The sequence below is a fragment of the Mesorhizobium sp. M1334 genome (assembly GCF_040317995.1).
GTDB lineage: Bacteria > Pseudomonadota > Alphaproteobacteria > Rhizobiales > Rhizobiaceae > Mesorhizobium.
In genome coordinates, this window is the sequence record NZ_JAMYLM010000002.1 from 199,320 (window position 1) to 218,033 (window position 18,714).

20 protein-coding genes are annotated in these 18,714 nt (G+C 63.6%); 9 read left to right on the forward strand and 11 right to left on the reverse strand.

The window, feature by feature from the left end:
- Positions 1–11 precede the first annotated feature (11 nt).
- From NKH17_RS04330 to NKH17_RS04345, 4 genes are all read right to left on the reverse strand, one after another.
- Complete coding sequence (locus NKH17_RS04330) at positions 12–1,400, reverse strand: aldehyde dehydrogenase family protein (protein ID WP_352802143.1); 1,389 nt, start codon at positions 1,398–1,400, stop codon at positions 12–14.
- 180 nt (positions 1,401–1,580) lie between these two features.
- A complete protein-coding gene (locus NKH17_RS04335) occupies positions 1,581–2,951 on the reverse strand; it encodes a glutamine synthetase family protein (RefSeq protein ID WP_352897105.1) in 1,371 nt (456 codons plus the stop codon).
- A 107-nt stretch (positions 2,952–3,058) separates the two neighbouring features.
- On the reverse strand, positions 3,059–4,615 hold the full coding sequence (locus tag NKH17_RS04340; RefSeq protein WP_254816891.1) for an amino acid permease: 1,557 nt from the start codon (positions 4,613–4,615) through the stop codon (positions 3,059–3,061).
- Between the two features lie 21 nt (positions 4,616–4,636).
- The gene (locus NKH17_RS04345; protein ID WP_352896952.1) at positions 4,637–5,461 is read right to left on the reverse strand and encodes an N-formylglutamate amidohydrolase; all 825 of its coding nucleotides are present in this window, start codon (positions 5,459–5,461) and stop codon (positions 4,637–4,639) included.
- A gap of 145 nt (positions 5,462–5,606) precedes the next feature.
- Here NKH17_RS04345 and NKH17_RS04350 point away from each other — a divergent pair, with 145 nt between their 5' ends.
- From NKH17_RS04350 to NKH17_RS04360, 3 genes are all read left to right on the forward strand, one after another.
- The gene (locus NKH17_RS04350; protein ID WP_352897108.1) at positions 5,607–6,434 is read left to right on the forward strand and encodes a MurR/RpiR family transcriptional regulator; all 828 of its coding nucleotides are present in this window, start codon (positions 5,607–5,609) and stop codon (positions 6,432–6,434) included.
- Between the two features lie 521 nt (positions 6,435–6,955).
- Complete coding sequence (locus tag NKH17_RS04355; RefSeq protein WP_352897110.1) at positions 6,956–7,771, forward strand: SDR family oxidoreductase; 816 nt, start codon at positions 6,956–6,958, stop codon at positions 7,769–7,771.
- A gap of 39 nt (positions 7,772–7,810) precedes the next feature.
- Positions 7,811–8,305 (forward strand): MaoC family dehydratase, encoded by a 495-nt coding sequence (locus NKH17_RS04360; RefSeq protein WP_031211357.1) that lies wholly within the window; start codon positions 7,811–7,813, stop codon positions 8,303–8,305.
- A gap of 20 nt (positions 8,306–8,325) precedes the next feature.
- On the opposite strand, the gene NKH17_RS04365 is transcribed toward NKH17_RS04360, so the two are convergent.
- Complete coding sequence (locus NKH17_RS04365) at positions 8,326–9,033, reverse strand: hypothetical protein (RefSeq protein ID WP_352896954.1); 708 nt, start codon at positions 9,031–9,033, stop codon at positions 8,326–8,328.
- 184 nt (positions 9,034–9,217) lie between these two features.
- On the opposite strand from NKH17_RS04365, the gene NKH17_RS04370 reads away from it, so the two are divergent.
- Positions 9,218–9,859 (forward strand): TetR/AcrR family transcriptional regulator, encoded by a 642-nt coding sequence (locus tag NKH17_RS04370; protein ID WP_352897112.1) that lies wholly within the window; start codon positions 9,218–9,220, stop codon positions 9,857–9,859.
- Between the two features lie 195 nt (positions 9,860–10,054).
- The gene (locus NKH17_RS04375; protein WP_352897114.1) at positions 10,055–10,276 is read left to right on the forward strand and encodes a DUF680 domain-containing protein; all 222 of its coding nucleotides are present in this window, start codon (positions 10,055–10,057) and stop codon (positions 10,274–10,276) included.
- Positions 10,277–10,377: 101 nt separating this feature from the next.
- Here the strand turns inward: NKH17_RS04375 and NKH17_RS04380 are convergent, their stop codons facing one another.
- Genes NKH17_RS04380 through NKH17_RS04405 form a run of 6 tightly spaced genes read right to left on the reverse strand, consistent with a single transcriptional unit; the run spans position 10,378 to position 16,197 of the window.
- Positions 10,378–10,602: a hypothetical protein gene (locus tag NKH17_RS04380; protein WP_352506379.1), complete on the reverse strand. Its 225-nt coding sequence runs from the start codon at positions 10,600–10,602 to the stop codon at positions 10,378–10,380.
- Between the two features lie 53 nt (positions 10,603–10,655).
- Positions 10,656–11,234, reverse strand: coding sequence for a sarcosine oxidase subunit gamma (locus NKH17_RS04385; protein ID WP_352897116.1), 579 nt, complete (start codon positions 11,232–11,234; stop codon positions 10,656–10,658).
- Positions 11,227–14,220 (reverse strand): sarcosine oxidase subunit alpha, encoded by a 2,994-nt coding sequence (locus tag NKH17_RS04390; protein ID WP_352897118.1) that lies wholly within the window; start codon positions 14,218–14,220, stop codon positions 11,227–11,229. Before NKH17_RS04390 ends, NKH17_RS04385 begins: the two co-directional genes overlap by 8 nt.
- Positions 14,217–14,513, reverse strand: a complete 297-nt coding sequence (locus NKH17_RS04395) for a sarcosine oxidase subunit delta (protein WP_352897120.1) — start codon at positions 14,511–14,513, stop codon at positions 14,217–14,219. The genes NKH17_RS04390 and NKH17_RS04395 overlap by 4 nt, the downstream gene beginning before the upstream one ends.
- 8 nt (positions 14,514–14,521) lie before the next feature.
- On the reverse strand, positions 14,522–14,944 hold the full coding sequence (locus NKH17_RS04400; RefSeq protein WP_352799876.1) for a hypothetical protein: 423 nt from the start codon (positions 14,942–14,944) through the stop codon (positions 14,522–14,524).
- Complete coding sequence (locus tag NKH17_RS04405) at positions 14,944–16,197, reverse strand: sarcosine oxidase subunit beta (protein WP_352897121.1); 1,254 nt, start codon at positions 16,195–16,197, stop codon at positions 14,944–14,946. Before NKH17_RS04405 ends, NKH17_RS04400 begins: the two co-directional genes overlap by 1 nt.
- Positions 16,198–16,397: 200 nt before the next feature.
- Here NKH17_RS04405 and NKH17_RS04410 point away from each other — a divergent pair, with 200 nt between their 5' ends.
- From NKH17_RS04410 to rpsU, 4 genes are all read left to right on the forward strand, one after another.
- Positions 16,398–16,772 carry a YrdB family protein gene (locus NKH17_RS04410; RefSeq protein ID WP_352478142.1) on the forward strand — a complete coding sequence of 125 codons (375 nt, stop codon included), beginning with the start codon at positions 16,398–16,400 and terminating at the stop codon, positions 16,770–16,772.
- Between the two features lie 106 nt (positions 16,773–16,878).
- Entirely contained in the window at positions 16,879–17,637 is a 759-nt protein-coding gene (locus tag NKH17_RS04415; protein ID WP_352970214.1) for an SDR family oxidoreductase, read from the forward strand.
- Between the two features lie 107 nt (positions 17,638–17,744).
- A complete protein-coding gene (locus NKH17_RS04420) occupies positions 17,745–18,131 on the forward strand; it encodes an SET domain-containing protein (RefSeq protein WP_352478139.1) in 387 nt (128 codons plus the stop codon).
- A gap of 266 nt (positions 18,132–18,397) precedes the next feature.
- Complete coding sequence (gene rpsU, locus NKH17_RS04425) at positions 18,398–18,670, forward strand: 30S ribosomal protein S21 (RefSeq protein WP_023675331.1); 273 nt, start codon at positions 18,398–18,400, stop codon at positions 18,668–18,670.
- The last annotated feature ends 44 nt before the right edge of the window (positions 18,671–18,714 follow it).

The following is an 18,714-nucleotide window of genomic DNA, read 5'->3' on the forward strand; positions in this document are numbered from 1 at the left end:
CTTTCGAAAAGTCAGATGGCTTCGCGCAGATGGTATGATTTCGGCCTGGTCAGATTGTCGTAGCCGATGGCCGACAGTGCCGCGCCCTTGCCGGTGTCCTTGACGCCGGTCCAGACCAGCGCCGGGTCAAGATAGTCGCAGCGGTTCATGAACACGGTGCCGGTCTCGACGCGGTCGCCGATCGCCGCCGCGTGGTCGGTGTCGCGCGTCCAGATCGAAGCCGTCAGCCCATAGGGGCTGTCGTTCATCAGCGCGATCGCCTCCTCGTCGTTGCGCACCTTCATGATGCCGACGATCGGGCCAAAGCTTTCCTCGCGCATGACGCTCATCTGGTGGTTGACCTGGGTCAGGACTTCCGGCGCCAGATAGGGCGAACCTTGCCTGTCGTTGGCCACCTTCATATTGATGTGCGCCCTGGCGCCCTTGCGCAACGCCTCGGCTTTCTGCTCGCGGATCAGGTCGGCGAAGCGCGCCTGCGCCATCGGTCCCATGGTGGTCGCCTGGTCGAGCGGATTGCCGACGACGTAGTTGCTGGTCTCGGCAATGAAGCCCTCGACGAATTCATCGTAGACCTTCTCGTGAACATAGACGCGTTCGATGCCGCAGCAGCACTGGCCGGAATTGTAGAAGGCGCCGTCGACCAGATTGGCAACGGCATGGTCCATCTTGGCGTCCGGCAGCACATAGGCCGGATCCTTGCCGCCGAGTTCGAGGCCGAGCGTCATGAAGGTGCCCGCGGCCGCCGTTTCGATGGCGCGGCCGCCGGCGACCGAGCCGGTGAAGTTGACATGGTCGATCTTGCCGGAGCCGAGCAGCCTTTCGGTCTGCGCGTGGTTCATGACAAGGTTCTGGAACAGGCCCTTGGGCAGGCCTGCTGTGTCGAACGCCTGCTGAAAACGTTCGCCGACCAACAATGTCTGCGCCGCGTGCTTGAGGATGACGGCGCTGCCCGCCATCAGCGCCGGGACGATGGTGTTGATGGCGGTGAGATAGGGATAGTTCCATGGCGCGATCACCATGACCACGCCGAGTGGCACCTTCTTCACATAACGGCGAAAGCCGTCCTTCGGGTTGGAGGCCATGACCGGCTTCAAGGCCGCCTCGGCGATCTCGACCATGTAGCTAACGCGTTCCCTGACGCCGCCGAACTCGCCGCCATAGCGCACCGGCCTGCCCATCTGCCAGGCGATCTCCGGCACGATCTCGCCGGTCATGGCGACCAGCGCTTCAAGCATGGCAAGCATGTATTTGCCGCGCTCGACGACTGGCGTCTGCGCCCACTTCTCCTGCGCCGCCTTGGCGCGCTCAACTGCGGCACCGATCGCCTGGTCCGTCGCCAGAGGCCGTTCGGCATAGATCGAACCGTCGACAGGGGATTTTATCTTGACCGTTTCGGTCATGCCTTGGGTCCTCGCATTCTACAATAATTATCGTTGGTCACGCCGCCCTCATCCGCCTGCCGGCACCTTTCCGCCTATAGTGACGGAGAAGGGACAAGCTCCAGCGCTGGCGACCCCCTCTCCCCGTTCTTCACGAGAGGGTAAAGGTGAGGGGCGGGCGGCGCCGACATTGCCAGCCATTCAATACCGCTCGAAACCCCTGTGCAGTTCCCAGTCCGTAATCCGGCGGTCGTACTCGAACTGTTCCCAGTGTGCCGTGTGGATGTAATGCTCCAGCACATCATCGCCGAGCGCGTGCCTCAGCATCTTCGATTCCGCCAGCGTTGCGGTGGCGTCGCGCAGTGTCTTTGGAATTTCAGGCAGCTGCGAGGCCTGGTAGGCGTCGCCGACGAAGGGCTTCTGCAGTTCAAGCTTTTCATCGATGCCGGCAAGCCCGGCCGCGATCAGTGCCGCGAAGGCGAGATAAGGATTGAGGTCGGCGCCGCCGATGCGGCATTCCATGCGGATGCCCTTGGTGCCCTCGCCGCAAAGACGGAAGCCGGCGGTGCGGTTGTCCTCGCTCCACATGATCTTGGTCGGCGCAAAGGTGCCGGCCTGGAAGCGCTTGTAGGAATTGATGTAGGGCGCCAGGAACCAGGTGAATTCCTTGGCATATTTGAGCTGGCCGGCCGCCCATTGCTGGCCGAGTGTCGACAGCGTCCACTCGGCATTTTTGTCGTAGAATAATGGCGTCTTGCCGTCGGCGCTCCACAGCGAATTATGGACGTGGCTGGAATTGCCGGCGAGCCCGTAATTGTACTTGGCCATGAACGAGATCGCCTTGCCTTCGGACTCGGCGATTTCCTTGGCGCCGTTCTTCAGGATGACGTGGCGGTCGGCCATGTCGAGCGCCTCGGCGTAGCGGACATTGATCTCTTCCTGGCCTGGCCCCCACTCGCCCTTCGAATTCTCGATCGGGATGCCGGCCGCCTCCATCTCGTTGCGCAGCCGGCGCATGACGCCTTCTTCCTTGGTGGTGATGCCGATCTGGTAGTCGCCGATGTAGGGTGATGCCGTCTCGAGGCCCTGCCAGTGCTTCTTGCGGGCGGAATCATAGGTTTCGCTGAACAGATAGAATTCGAGCTCGGATGCGAAATAGCCGATATAGCCACGTTCCTGCAGCCGCTTGACCTGCTTCTTCAGCATAGCGCGCGGCGAATGCGCCAGGTCGTCATGGGTATGGTGGTCGAGCACGTCGCAGATCACCAGCGCTGTCTTCTCCAGCCAGGGGATCCGCCGCAGCGTCGCAAGGTCCGGCTTCATGACGAAATCGCCATAGCCCTTCGACCAGCTCGCCGCCTTGTAGCCGGGCACCGGTTCCATATCGATGTCGGCAGCCAGCAGGTAGTTGCAGCCATGCGTCTCGTCATGCGCGGAATCGACGAAATACCGGGCCAGGAACCGCTTTCCCGCAAGCCGTCCCTGCATGTCGACGATGCAGGCCAGCACGGTGTCGACCTCTCCGCTGGAGACCGCTTGCTTCAACTGATCGAAGGAGAAATTTCCGGCCATTCCTTTGGCACTCCAGCGCTTGTCGTTTCGGGCCTGTAAAAAAGACCACTTTGAAGATGTGGGAAGCTATGGCCGGTAAAGCGCCGGCCATAGCTGGAGGACTTGCCTCAGTGGCCGGTTTCGCCGACGGCCTGTTCCGCAGCCTTGATCGCTGCCTGGCGCGCCGCGATGATGTCGCCTAGCGGCGGGCCCTGGAAGCGGTTGCGCTCGAAGGCAAACCAGACGATCGCCGTCAGGATGAAGAAGCCGACGGTGATGTAGAGCGCCCAGTCGTTCGGCGGCTGGATGCCGATGACGAAGATCAGGAGCATCGACAGGATCGAAAGCACGCCGAACAGCATGAAAATGGCGCGCCCCATATTCCACGGCCCCATCTTGTCCCATTTCGGCGTTCCCCAGGCCAGCATGCCGAGCACGATCGGCACGGTGAAGGAGAGGAACAGGAAGATGACGGTGCACGATACGACGATGGTGTAGGCCGAGGTGCCTGCGACTGAAACCAGCGTCGAGCCCCAGACGAACAGGACGGACAGGATCGACGCCGTCCAGATCGCCGCCACCGGCGTGCGGTAGGTCGGGCTGACCTTGGCCAGTGCCGAGGAACCCGGCAGGCCGCCGTCCCGCGAGAAGGCGAAGATCATACGCGAAGCGGAGGTGACGGTGGCGAGGCCGCAAAGCAGCTGTGCCAGGAAGACGACGAGGTAGACGAACTCCTTGACGCCCGGGCTGACGCGCTGGTCGAAGGCCCAGAAGAACACGTTCCAGCCCTGCTTGGCCGCATCGTCCATGTTCGGGATCATCAGCACGAAGGCTGCGAGGAACAGATAACCGAAGACGGCCGACCAGATCACCGACATGACCATGGCGCGCGGCACGGAGCTCGCCGCCTTGATGGTCTCCTCGGAAGTATGCGCCGACGCATCGTAGCCGGTGATCGTATAGATCGGCAGCAGCAGGCCAAGCGCGAACACCCAGGCATTGGATACCGACGGCCACACACCGGCGCCGGCATCGCCGGAATAATTGTGGAAGGTGAACAGCCGGCTGAAATCCCAGGTTTCGGCCGAGATCAGGCAGACGACGGCGATGAGGATCGAGCCGAAGAAGATCAGATAGCCCGAGAAGTCGGTCAGCTTGGCCGTCAGCTTGATGCCGAGGTGGTTGATCAGTGCCTGGGCGCCCGTGATGATGACCAGGAAGATCATCTGGTTGGTCAGCGTACCCTCGATGCCGAGCGCCGGTCCGAAGGCGCCGAGGAAAAACGTCCAGGTGCCGACATTGATGGCGCCGAGCACGGTGATCAGCCCGAGCAGGTTGAGCCAGGCCGTCACCCAGCCGGTGCCGCGATTGCCGAGGATCGAGCCCCAATGATAGAGGCCGCCGGCGGTCGGATAGGCCGAGCTGATCTGCGACATCGCTACAGCGAAGGTCAGCGAAACGAAACAGCCGACCAGCCAGCCAATGCCGATGCCGATGCCGCCGGAGCCGGAGGTTGCCTGCGCCAGCGAGTTGATGCCGCCGGACAGGATGCAGATGATCGAAAAGGAGACCGCGAAATTTGAAAAGCGACTGAGGCGCCGCTCCAGTTCCTGGGCATAGCCCATATTGTGGAGGACCTTTACGTCCTCCGCCTTGTCAACTTCAGTGTAGCCCGATGCTGCCATTTTTAGTCCCCTTTTGGTTTCTTAGCTGGCCGATTGAACTGACTTTCCGACTGCGCTTGGTCTGGAGGCCTTGGCCGCCTCGGGCTCCAGATTGAGAAAAATACTCGCGAGCAGATCCGCCCATTTCCGCTGCCCGGCTGCGCCGGCGATCTCGTCGTTGCGGACTTCGATCATCGCGCAAGGCAGACCGCGGGAGCGCGCATGGCGCTCCAGCGTGAAATAGACCCGGTCGGCCGGCGAATAGGGTTCGTTGACGCCGACGGTGACGCCGGCAAGCTGCTGTAGCGCCGCGATCAGCGGCGCCGCCAGCCGGCGGTCCTCGTCATGGATGATGCCGATGTGCCACGGCCGGCTTTTGCCTTTGTAGAGCGGCGTGAAGGAATGGATCGAGACCAGCCTGGTCTCCCGCCCGGACGCCAGGCGCTCGTCGATGATCGTTGCGATCCGCTCGTGAAACGGTCGCCAAGCCAGCGCGATGCGCGCCTCCCGCTGGTCGGCCGAAAGTCCCTGGTTGGCCGGGACCACGGTTTTTTCGCTGGCGCTGACCGTCACTATCAGGTCCGGCGCGTCGAGCGGCCGGTTGCAGTCGATAACGAGCCGCGAGATGCAGGTCTCGACCAGCGTCGCATCCAGTGCCTCGGCCATGCGGCGCGCCACCGGCAAGGCGCCGGGATCCCAGGCGATGTGGCGGGAAAGATCCTCGGCGGCAAGGCCGAGCGTTCCGAATTCCGGTGGCAGGAAGTTTGAGGCGTGGTCGCAGGTCAGCACGAAAGGGCTCGATCCGCCAGGGTTCGTCACCCTTACGGTTTCAGGCGATGCAAGGCTGGCGGGCCGTGCTGTCTCCATTGTCTGCTGTCCCCGGGGAGCGCTGTATCGTATGTTACGTATTTTGCCTCATTGCGTCCCTGCGGATGATTTCATACAGTTTGGCCGGCTTTGTCAAACGCGATTTCGATAATGCGGTAACGGCACGGCCAGGGTGGGGAAAAACATGGTTTCCAGCATTGCCGAACTGATCTCCGACCGCATCGGCGCCATGCCGGCCGGCGAGCGGCGCGCTGCACAAACACTGATCGCCAGCTATCCGCTAATCGGGCTGAAGACGGTCGCCGAATTCTCGGCTGCCGCCGGCGTGTCGTCGCCGACGATCCTGCGTTTCGTCGCCCGGCTCGGCTTCCAGAACTATCCGGAATTCCAGTCGACGCTGCAAGACGAGCTGGCGGCGCAATTGCAGTCGCCGGCCTCGCGCGCGCTCAATCCGCCATCGCAGGGCGCCAGCGCCGTCTCGCCGATGCTGGAGGCAACGCTCGACAATATGCGCGAGACATTCCGGCATCTCTCGGACAAGCAGCTTGCCGACATCGTCGCCAAGCTGGCCGACCGGCGCGGCAAGACATTCCTGATCGGCGGCCGCTTCACCGATCCGCTGGCGCGCTATATGGCGGCCCACCTTGCTATCATCAAACCCAACGTCTTCCATCTCGCCGGCCAGGAAAGCGTCTGGCGCGACCGGCTGATCGACATGGGCAAGCGCGACGTGCTGGTGATCTTCGACATCCGGCGCTATCAGGACAGCCTCGTCCGCTTTGCCGAGACCGCCAACCAGCGCGGCGTGCAGATCGTGCTGTTTACCGACCAGTGGCTGTCGCCGATCGCCCGCTTTGCCCGCCATGTCATCGCCGGGCGCACCGCCGTGCCTTCGGCCTGGGACTCATCCGCCGCCCTTTTCGTCGTTGCCGAAGCGCTGATCGGCGCCGTCACAAGGCAGCTCGAGGCCGACGGCGCCAAACGCATCCGCGAGCTGGAAAGCCTGCGGTAGCGCAGGCTTTTGGAAAGCACGCTCCTGGCCGTGCCTAGTCAACCAAAAAACTGACCATCTGCAGGATCAGGATCAGCAACAAAACGCCAAAGGCAGACGCCAAAACAGCTGCCAGCAGGACGATGCGTTGTTTCTTACCCACAGTTCCCCCGGGGAAGCATAGCTCCCGTCCACGACGACGAATGTCAGTCCTGCCCTATCGCTCAACCACCGTCCCACGTCATCAAGACCCGCCTGCGGCTTGGCGGAGGAGTAATGACGACTTGCTTCACGCGCGAAATGAACCGCTGGGGCCAAGGTGCTCGCTTAGAGGGACGGCTGCATCATTCATCCGACCCATGTCACGGCCGAATGACCGCCTTGCCGTTCGGGCTTAACCATTTCAGCCGCAAACCGTGCCATCGCCGCAGTCCGGATACTTTTGGCGTGGCAAGGATAATCGTAGTTCGGCTAGCCTTGTCGATGCGAAGCCGCTCCTTGAACCATCAGTCAAACAGCGGTGAACTGCGCGGAGGAAATCGATGAGCTATCTGGACGAGCTGTTCTCAGTCGCCGGCAAGACGGCGCTGGTCACCGGCGCCGCGACCGGCATCGGGCGCATGGCGGCGACCGCTCTGGTCAAGGCCGGCGCCACCGTGATGATCGCCTCGCGCAAGGGCGAGGATTGCGTCGGGGTAGCCGGCGAGTTGAACGGCCTTGGCGCGCCCGGCAGGGCGGAAGGTTTTGCCGGCGACGTCTCCAGCGAGGCCGGCATTGCGGCGCTTGTGGCCGAGGTCAGGGCGCGGACCGAGCGGCTGCATATCCTGGTCAACAATGCCGGCATCTCCTGGGGGGCGCCGCTGGAAAGCTTTCCCTACCATGCCTGGGCCAAGGTGTTCGGCGTCAATGTGACCGCGGTCTTCCACCTGACGCGCGAGTTGCTGCCACTGCTCGAGGCCGCCGCCAGCGATGCCGACCCGGCCCGGGTGATCAACCTCGGATCGGTGATGGGCACGCAGCCTTTGGCCGAAGATGCCTACTCCTACTCGGCCTCGAAGGCCGCGGTTCACCACCTGACGCGCATCCTGGCGATCGAATTCGCCGCCCGCCGCATCACCGTCAACGCCTTTGCGCCTGGCCCTTTCCGGAGCCGGATGACGGCCTTCGCCACCGGCACCGAAGACCAGGCAAGACATGTCGGCAATCATGTTCCGATCGGCCGCATCGGCGCACCGGATGACATTGCCGGCGCAACGCTCTATTTGTGCAGCCGTGCCGGCAGCTATGTCACCGGCGCCATCCTGTCGATCGATGGCGGGCAGTCGGTGCAACACGGGCTGACATTATTCAAGGAATGAGACGCACGCCATCCGGCGAGTGAAATGCCGGGGGTGAAGATGGAGGACATCAGCGTGGAACCGATCAGTCTCGATGTGCTTCTGGCCAACGTCGGCAAGGAGGTCGGCGTGTCGCCATGGCGGGTCGTCACCCAGCGCATGATCGACCAGTTCGCCGATGCCACCGACGACCATCAGTTCATCCATTGCGATCCGGAACGCGCCAGCCGCGAAACGCCGTTCGGCGGCACCATCGCGCATGGCTTCCTGTCGCTTTCGCTGTTGTCGGCGATGACCTTCGAAACCATGCCGCCGCTGGAAAACAGCAAGATGGGCGTCAATCATGGCTTCGATTCGCTGCGCTTCCTGGCGCCGGTGAAGACCGGCTCGCGCATCCGCACCCGTTTCGTGCTGGCTGACGTCAAGGTCAGGCCGTCCGGCTGGGTGCAGACGGCGCACGACGTGACGATCGAGATCGAGGGCTCGAAAAAACCGGCGCTGACCGCGCGCTGGCTGACGCTGACGCTGATCGAACGCCAACCGGAAGCGGTTTGAGGCATCCAACGCCCGGGGACCTAAATCTGTTTGGCTTCGGCCGCGACATACTTCATATGGCGGCTGACCTGCAGCGCAATGTAGACGACCAGTGAGCAACCGATTGGAAACACGATCTCGTTGAGGCCGGTTGCGATCGCCTGTGGCAATGCGAGAGCAGCGTCATTTGCCGCGGCCGTCTCGATGGTCAGCACCGTGATGCCGCCGCCGAATACCGCGCCTATCAGGGCGCCTGCCAGCGCGAAATGGAGCGGACGGGGTTCTTCCTTCGATGCCAGCGACGCCAGTATCCAGCCGAGCAGCCCGTATTCGATCGCCCGCAGCACACCCAGGGTCGTGAGCGACAGGATGGCCGGCTTTGCCGCCGCGTCCAGCGCGCTGACCATAACCTTTTGCGTCCCTTTGGCGATGCCCATCGCCAGTGGCGCTGAAATCGCGCTGATCAAGCCGCCGAGCGAGGCTCGCACCTTGGTGAGTGCCGTGCCGAGGCTGACGCCGGCGCAGACGAAGAACGACCAGGTCACGCCTTGCGCCAGTTCGATCAGAACCTGCGTCGTCGCGGGGTAGGCACCTGCCGCAAATCTGACGGTCAGAATGAGAGCTTCCATGGCGAAGCCGAGCGCGATCGCCAGCCATGCGACCATGACGACGCGCCTGAGCGCCATCCTGGCGCGATGGGAAAGCGGGTCCACGTCCGGCACGCCGGACGAAAGCTCAGTTCCGGTCATAACGGCCTCCCGAAACGAAATTCTTGCAGAGCCGCGAATTAGTCTTGGTCTGTAACAGTCCGATGTTGCCGGCCTTATTGCCGGGTTACATGGGCAGTCAAGCTTCTGCTTCGTGCCACCCTTGCCCGACGCCGTACAGCGTATATATGCTGCATCCAGCCATCAGTCATAAGGCAGTAGAAAGTTGCAGCTAAGCGTCCAGGAGCGCCGCGAAAAACAAAAGGCCGAACTGCGTTCCGAACTTGTCGACGCCGCGCACAAGCTTGTCCAGGAAGAAGGCTATGACGGCCTCACCATCCGCAAGCTCGCAGAGCGCGTTGGCTATGCGCCGATGTCGGTCTATTCCTATTTCGCCGACAAGCAGGACATCCTGTTCGCGCTGGCCGAGGATGCCTTCGAGACCTTGGCCAGGCGCATCGCAAATCATACGGCCGACGACCCGATCGAGGCGCTCAAGGCGGTGCTTGTCGAATACGCCGCCTTTGGGCTGGAAAATCCCAACGAATACCGCACCGTCTTCATGACCGAAAAAGTCAGGCCGCCAGCCGGAAAGACCTTCGCCGAAATGGAGAGCGGCAACCCGGCGATGAAAGTGCTGATCGCGAGGGTCGAAGCCTGCGTTGCCGCCGGCAGGCTCAAAGGCGATCCACGCGCCATCGCCACCATGCTGTGGGCGGTCGGCCACGGCGCCATCTCGTTGCTGATCACCTTCCCGTTCTACCCGTTCGGCGACCAGACGACGTTCATCACACGGATCGGCGACATCATGCTCGAAGCCATCGCCGCGCACGAGATTGCGCCGCTGACGCCGTCGGTCAACTGCTGAAGAGCGACGCTCCTCCCGATCTGCAGGATCTTCTCCGAACGATCTGCGCTGCGGCGCCGAGCGTTCGGCAATTCTCCGTACGCGTATGATTTTGCTTGAACACCGGGAGTCCAGAGCGTATCTGTACGCAGTTCCGTACATGTACGAGAAATTCAATAGCTGAACCGGAGACCGACGATGAAGAAGGCAATCCTCATGCTCGCCGCCCTGCTGGCGCTCTCTGGCGCCGCATTTGCCGGCAGCAGTCAGCCAGCCAAGCAAGAAGCGGCCTGCATCGACACCAAGGCCGATGTGAAGCTCGATTGCGCGCCGACCGGATCGCTTGAAAACGCCGATGCCCCGACACACAAGGGCGGCAGCAAGGGCCCGAGGCTCGGCATCGGCATCGACCCGTGGATCGTGCCAAGCAGCTTCTGAGCCGGCCCGGCGACAATACGCGGTGATGAACCGAAAGGGCGGCAGGAATTTCCGGCCGCCGATCTTGTCTGCTTCAGCCCTGCTTTATCGCGGCGTGCAGATCACTTCTTACGCTTCTGTCCCGCCACGTTCTTACGCTTGCCGGGTCTGGCCGGTGCGCCGGGAATGGCCGTTCCGGTGATCGACACCGGATCGCTGGCCGGGAATGTATCCTCGAGGCCTTCCTCGAGTTCCTCTTCGATATCCGTCCCAGTGCGCTGCTCGTCTTCAAAAGAGCGCACGGCCGGCGTCTTGACCGGCGACTTCGGCGCGGAGTTCGGCGGCATTTGCATTCTCCCTCGGCTCGCTGTCGCAGAACGGTCAGGCGCGGCGAACATGCCTATGCTGCCGCGTCGCGCGCTGCCTCGGACAGAAAAGTAAAGACATAATCGGAAAAGGAACGCCAGCATTCGACGCGGAACGCGTCGGCCGCCGTGCGCAACAGCACAATTTCGACCTTGCCGAGAATGCTACGCGACGCCGCCCCGACCGGAAAGGCGTCGAGCGACAGATCCTGCGGGCAGCCGGCATTGATCGTCGCCGCGGCAGCCGGACCGATAACCGATATGGCGACGTTGCGGTGCGAGATGCCGACCGCCGAACGCAGTACGGAAATGCTGGCGCAGTCGGCGAGCGGATCTTTTCCGTTCTCGTCGATGACCAGCCATTCGTCCGGCCCGAGCCACAAGGCCGTGCGTCCGGCCTTTGCCGCCGAGGTCTTCGGCCTTTGCGGCAGGACGACACCGAGCGCTTTCGAAAGTGCCGCAATCGAGCCTTCCGGCGCGCGCAGCGATATGCGCTCGGCCGGCGGCAGCACGGCAAGTATAACGCCGGCGGCGGAAAGCGACTGGCCGGCGAGAGCCGGACGGCGTTCGACTGAGGGTCCGGCGGTGGTGGTTTTCACGGCGGCCTTAGCCATTGAGGCGCTCCCCCTTCTCGTCGAAGAACACCATGCCGGTGACCTCCACCTCGATCACCCCGTTCGGCATCGGCACATAGAGCGTCTCGCCCGTGCGATCGCGGCCGCCGGCAACCAGCCCCAGCGCGATCGAGCGGCCGCAATTTTGCGACCAGTAGCTCGACGTGACATGGCCAATCATCTTCATCGGGATTGCCTGCTTCGGGTCCGCGACGATCTGCGCGCCCTCCTCCAGCACCACCTTGGGATCCCTGGTCTTCAGGCCGACAAGCTGCTTGCGGCCCTTGGCGACCAGATCCGGCCGCGCCATGCCGCGAATGCCGACGAAGTCGGTCTTCTTCTTGCCAACCGCCCAGTCGAGCCCGGCGTCGTTCGGCGTCACCGTGCCGTCGGTATCCTGGCCGACGATGATGTAGCCCTTTTCGGCGCGCAGCACATGCATAGACTCTGTGCCATAGGCACAGGCGCCATGCTTCTGGCCCTGGGCCCACAACGCTTCCCAGACCGCTTCGCCGTAGTCGGCCGGCACGTTGACCTCGAAGCCGCGCTCACCGCTGAACGACATGCGAAACAGCCTGGTCGGCACGCCGCAAATCCGGCCTTCGCGCACCGACATATGCGGCAGCGCCTCATCCGACATGTCGATGCCCTCGACCAGCGGCGCAATGATGTCGCGAGACTTCGGTCCCTGCACGGCAATCACCGCCCATTGCTCGGTAATCGAGGTCAGCCAGACGTTGAGATGCGGGAACTCGGTCTGGAGATAGTCTTCCATATGGTTCATGACCCGCGGCGCGCCGCCGGTCGTCGTTGTCACATGGAAACGGTCGGGTGCAAGCCTGCCGACGACACCGTCGTCATAGATGAAGCCGTCCTCGCGCAGCATGATGCCGTAACGGCAGCGGCCGGGCTCGAGCTTCTCCCATGGATTGGTGTAGAGCAGTTCCATGAATTTGGCCGCATCCGGCCCGACCACCTCGATCTTGCCTAGCGTCGAGGCGTCGAACAGGCCGGCCGTCTTGCGCACCGTGACACATTCGCGGTCGACGGCGGCATGTATGTCCTCGCCCGGCTTCGGGAAATACCAGGCGCGCTTCCACTGACCGACATCCTCGAATACAGCGCCCTGGCGCTCGGCCCAGGGATGGATCGCCGTCTTGCGGGTCGGGTCGAACAGGGGACCCCGCGCGTGCCCGACGATCGAGCCGAATGTCACCGGCGTATACGGCGCGCGGAACGTCGTCAGCCCGACCTGCGGGATCGGCTTGCCCAACGTCTCGGCGGCAATCGCCAGGCCGTGCATGTTGGAGGTCTTGCCCTGGTCGGTCGCCATGCCATTGGTGGTGAAGCGCTTGACGTGCTCGATCGAGCGCATGCCCTCATGCACTGCCTGGCGGATGTCCTTGGCGGTGACGTCGTTCTGGAAGTCGACGAACGCCTTCACCGTCGTGTCGGCGCCGGCACCGGGTGCTGCACCCAGCATGCCGCGCGACCAGCTTTCGCCGGCGTCGACCTTCGGCTTGGTGCCCTTGGCCGGCTTGCCGCCGGCATCTTTGGCCGCCTTGGCGCCGGCGGCGTAAGCTTCGTCGATGGTGGCCGACAGCCCGTCGGTGCCGTTGCAGGCGCCGACCGAGACGCAGTCCTGCGCATAAATTCCGGGCACAAAGCGCTTGGTCTCGTCGTTGAAGGCGACCTTGCCGCGTGATTGCGAGAACAGGTGCACCGACGGCGTCCAGCCGGCCGACATCAGGATCGCGTCCACCGGAATGGTGCGCTCGCCGCCGCCGTTCTTCGGCTGCACGGTCATCGACGACACCCGCAATTTGCCGCCGGCCCGGATCACCGCGCGACCGAAATTGACCTCGATGCCGAGCGCCCTCGCCTCGTCGATCACCGGCCCGGTCGGGTTGTCGCGCAGATCGACGATCGCCGCCACGTTGATGCCGGCCTTTTTCAGGTCGATCGCCGCCGCGTAGGCGGAATCGTTCGCCGTATAGACGCCGACATTCCTGCCGACGGCGACGCCGTAATGGTTGAGATAGGTGCGCGCCGCCGACGCCAGCATGATGCCGGGGCGGTCGTTGTCGGCAAACACCATGTGGCGCTCGATGGCGCCGGTCGCCAGCACCACGCGTTTGGCGCGAACCTGCCACAGCCGCTCGCGCGGCACGTCGCGGCCGGGGTTCTGCAGATGGTCGCTGACGCGCTCGACCAGCCCGACGAAATTCTGCGCGTAATAGCCGAACGCCGTGGTGCGCGGCAGCACGCGCACATTGTCCATCGACTTCAACTTGGCGACGGCGGACTGCGCCCAGGCAAAACCATCCTGGCCATCGATCCTGGCGCCGCTCTCGAAATGAAGGCTGCCGCCGAATTCCGCCTGCTCGTCGGCAAGGATGACAAGCGCCCCGGTTTCAGCCGCGGCCAATGCCGCGGCGATACCCGCGGCACCGCCGCCCAGCACCAGCACATCGCAGTGGGCGAAGCGCGCCGAATAATGGTCGGGGTCCGGCTGGTCGGGAGCGACGCCAAGGCCGGCGGCGGCCCTAATCTTTGGTTCGTAGAGGTTTTTCCACGCAGTCTTCGGCCACATGAACGTCTTGTAGTAGAAGCCGGCCGAAAGCATCGGCGAGGCAATACTGCTGACCGCGCCGATGTCGAAGGCGAGCGACGGCCAGCGGTTCTGTGACTGCGCGGTCAGCCCGTCATAGAGCTCCTGCACCGTAGCTCGGACGTTCGGCGTCTTGCGTGCCGCGTCGCGTTTGATCTCGACCAGCGCGTTCGGCTCTTCGGCGCCGGCCGACAGAAAGCCGCGCGGCCGGTGGTACTTGAACGACCGGCCGACAAGATGGACGCCATTGGCAAGCAGCGCCGAGGCCAGCGTGTCGCCCTCGATACCGGTATAGGGACGGCCATCGAAGCTGAAGCCAGCTATCTTTGCCTGTTTGAGCCGTCCGGCGCCGGCAATGCGGAATGTCGCGCTCATTTGGTGCCTCCCGGCAGCTTTACGGGCTTCGGCTCGCCGGCCTTGTAGGTCATCAGGAACCTGTCGCTGACGGTGTCGCGCACGGCGTTGAAGAACCGCGCGCAGCCGTGCATGTGCCGCCAGCGCTCATAGATGATGCCCTTGGGATTTGAGCGGATGAAGAAGAACTTTTCGAAATCGTCGTCGCTCTCGCCGGCGATGTTTGGGGAACGCGCAATATGCGCCTCGCCGGCGTTGCGGAATTCGAGCTCCGGACGCTCTTCCTCGCAATAGGGGCAGCGGATGAGAAGCATGGTTGGTCCTACAATTCGCCGTGGCCGACGCGGGCGCCGGCCGGTTGGTCGCAAAGCCTCTGGCCCAAGGTCACGAAGGGCGCGACCAGCCGGATGCGCTCCTCGATGCTTGCCGCAGGGCTGAAGAGGTCGCGGTTGGCCATGTTGCCGATCGTCAGCAGGACCGGATCGACCGTGACGATGACGACGCGCGGCTCGAACGGCTCGTCGTTGTCCAGATCCGCCGGCCGGCCTTCAAGAAACGAGACGACCCTTTGTCCGCCGCTCCAGACGCAGGCCAGAATGCCGTCGTCGACCGAAAACGGCCATTCGGTCTCGTTTTCGGCGCGGCTGATCGGCTGCGTGCGCACCTCGTCCGGCGACGGAAAATGGAACAGGCCTTGCTCGCCGGCGAGCATCAGCGGCATGGCGACGGCCATCTCGGTCATCATCAGTGCGCCACCGCTGCCGCCGCCGCCTCGTCGATGAGGCGGCCGGTGCGGAAGCGCTCGATGGTGAAGGGCGCGTTGATCGGGTGCGGATCGTCCCTGGCGATGGTATGGGCAAAGACATGGCCCGAACCCGGCGTCGCCTTGAAACCGCCCGTGCCCCAGCCGCAATTGACATAGAGGCCGGGCACCGGCGTCTTGGCCAGGATCGGCGAACGGTCCGGCGTCACGTCGACGATGCCGCCCCATGAGCGCAGCATCTTCATCCGGGTGAAGATCGGGAACATCTCGCAGATCGCATCGAGCGTATGTTGCAAAATGTGCAGCCCGCCGGTCTGCGAATAGGAGACATACTGGTCGGTGCCGGCGCCGATTACCAGTTCGCCCTTGTCGGATTGCGAGATATAGGCATGCACCGTGTTCGACATCACCACACAAGGCACCACCGGCTTGACCGGCTCCGACACCAGCGCCTGCAGCGGATAGCTTTCCAGCGGCATACGCACGCCGGCCATGTTCATGATCACCGAGGAGTGGCCGGCGGCGACCACGCCGACCTTGCTGGCGCCGATGAAGCCGTGCGTCGTCTCGACGCCTGTGACCGCACCGTTCGGCGCCCGCTTGACGCCGGTGACCTCGCAATTCTGGATGATGTGGACGCCGCGCGCCGAGGCGCCGCGCGCATAGCCCCAGGCGACCGCATCGTGACGCGCCGTGCCGCCACGGCGCTGCAGGGAGGCGCCCATCACCGGATAGCGCGCATTGCGTGAAATGTTGAGCGGCGGGCAGAATTCCTTGGCCTGCTCCGGCGTCAGCCATTCATTGTCGATGCCGTTCAGCCGGTTGGCATGGACGTGGCGCTTCAGCACCTGGATGTCGTGGACGTTATGGGCGAGCATCATGACGCCGCGCGGCGAATACATGACGTTGTAGTTGAGCTCCTGGCTGAGCCCGTCCCACAGCTTCAGCGCGTGATCGTAGATTCCGGCGCTCTCGTCGTAGAGATAGTTCGAGCGGATAATGGTGGTGTTGCGGCCGGTATTGCCGCCGCCGAGCCAGCCTTTTTCCAATACCGCGACGTTGGTGATGCCGTGCACGGTGGCGAGATAATAGGCGGTGGCCAGGCCGTGGCCGCCGGCGCCGACGATGATGACGTCGTACTCCTTCTTCGGCTCCGGCGAGGACCACTGTTCCTCCCAACCCTTGTGGCCGCGCATGGCCTCGCGGGCGATGGCGAATACCGAGTATTTCTTCAACGTCGCAGGCCTCGCAAATGACGGCCGGGCAGATCAGCCAACCCCGGCGCGCGAGCTTGTATCACTAGCGAAACGGCGCTGCCAGCCTTGCACTGTTTGCGACGGGGCTTGCCGTTTTGCGCCATGGTGGAGAAGAGGCATGCGGGCAGGTTGATGCAATTGCCTTCGAGCGCTATCCGTTGACTGACGATCGGAGGATTATGGCGGTGGGTAACGTCTGGTGGAATCTGACATTGCGCTTCCTGCTGGAGCTCGCCGCTTTGCTCGGCCTCGGCATGGCGGGCTGGAGCCTCTCAGCGGGCATGTGGCGTTGGATCCTTGCCGTGGCATTGCCGTTCGGCGCCGCCGCGCTCTGGGGAATCTTCGCGGTGCCGAACGATCCGAGCCGCTCGGGGCGGGCGCCGGTTCCGGTGCCGGGCGGTTTGCGGCTGGTGCTCGAACTCGTCATCCTGTTCGGCGGCGCTGCCGGATTCCACCTGGCCGGTTGCACGACAGCCGGCATAGCCGTCGCACTGCTGATCGCCGTCAGCTACGCATTTTCGCTCGATCGGCTCGGCTGGCTGCTTAGGCAATAGTCCAGGCCGACACGACCTCGCAGGTATCGGGTGGCTCGCGCCGCCTCGATTTGCGACCAAGCATCCCGATTGCCGGCAAGGGCCGGCGCGAAAAGGATGCAGGAAAATGCTCACACTTGCCAACAAAGTTGCCCTCGTCACAGGCGCCAGTTCCGAGATCGGCCGCGCCACGGCCAAGCTGTTTGCGGAGGAAGGCGCCAAGGTGGTCGTCGCTGCCCGCCGCAAGGCGGAGCTTGACGCGCTGGTTGCCGAAATCGAAGACGCCGACGGCACCGCCATCGCCCTTGCCGGCGATGTCCGCGACGAAGCCTACGCGAAGGCCCTGGTCGACCTCGCGGTCGAGAAATTCGGCGGGCTGGACATCGCCTTCAACAATGCCGGTTCGGTCGGCAAGACCGGGCCGGTTTCGGAGCTGTCGCTGGAGGGCTGGCGCGAGACGCTCGACACCAACCTGACCAGCGCCTTTCTCGGCGCAAAATATCAGGTGCCGGCGATGGTCGACCGCGGCGGCGGATCGCTGATCTTCACCTCCACCTTTGTCGGCCACACGGTCGGCATGCCCGGCATGACCAGCTATGCCGCGAGCAAGGCCGGACTGATCGGATTGACGCAGGTGCTGGCCGCCGAATATGGCGCCAAAGGCGTGCGGGTCAACGCGCTGCTGCCGGGCGGCACCGACACGCCTTCGGCAACGTTCAAGACCCCTGAATCGCGAGCCTTCGTTGAAAACCTGCATGCCTTGAAGCGCGTCGCCGAGCCTGACGAGATCGCCCGCTCGGCGCTCTATCTGGCTTCCGATGCATCGAGCTTCACCACCGGCGCGGCCCTGTTCGCCGACGGCGGCGTCTCGATCACCCGCACGTGAAGCGTTTCGCGGTCGGTGAGGCCCGCCAGCCGCAATGCCTGAAAACCGGTCTTGCTTTTCCCGGCGATTTGACGATTCCGTCTTCTCCTCGAAGATGGGTTGGAAACATGCTGCTGATCAGGACCTATATCGCCGCAAGCGCAATCGAAGGCGTCGGCGTGTTCGCCGCCGAGCCGATCCGGAAAGGGGCGCAGATCTGGCGGCTCGATCCGGACTTCGACCGGCTGATCCAGGTGGAAAGATACGAGACGGCGCCGCCGCACCTCAAGGAATTGCTCGACAGATATGCCTATCCCAGTCCGGACCGGCCGGGCTTCATGGTCTATGAGGTCGACAATGGCCGCTTCATGAACCACGCCGACAAACCGAACACCGACTTTTCGCAATATGGCGGGGCCACTGCGACCCGCGACATCGCCGCCGGCGAGGAGATAACCTGCGACTACGGCGAGTTCTTCGAGGGTTTCGAGCAGCTCCACCTGGCCACGGCGTAGCGTCGCCTATCTGGCCCAAGGCGAATTTTGTTCTTGCTTTGTGCCGGCAGCTATGCTAGTAAACTCGGTATGGTGCTGATTCAGACCAACGACCCGCCGCTGAGGCGGGTTTTTCGTTTCGGGGTCGGCACCACCTCTCAATCGGCAGTGGACAGAGCGCCTTGATTCTGCTATCAGCCGCCCCAATTCGTGGTGTAACGCGCCGCGGAGGCTTGTGGCTATGGCCGCTTGCCTGTTGATTTCAAACCCGAAAGACAGGATTGCCCGTGCAGGTACTCGTCCGCGACAACAATGTTGATCAGGCGCTTCGCGCGCTCAAGAAAAAGATGCAGCGCGAAGGCATCTTCCGCGAAATGAAGATGCGCGGACATTACGAGAAGCCCTCCGAGAAGCGCGCCCGTGAAAAGGCGGAAGCCGTGCGCCGTGCCCGCAAGCTGGCCCGCAAGCGTGCCCAGCGCGAAGGCCTGCTGCCGATGACGCCGCGTCCGGTCGCGGCCGGTGCTGCCGGTGCCGGTGCCCCGCGTCCGCCGCGGTTCTGACGCCAATTTTTCGTCCTTTTCCAAGGATATCCAGGGTGGCGCGA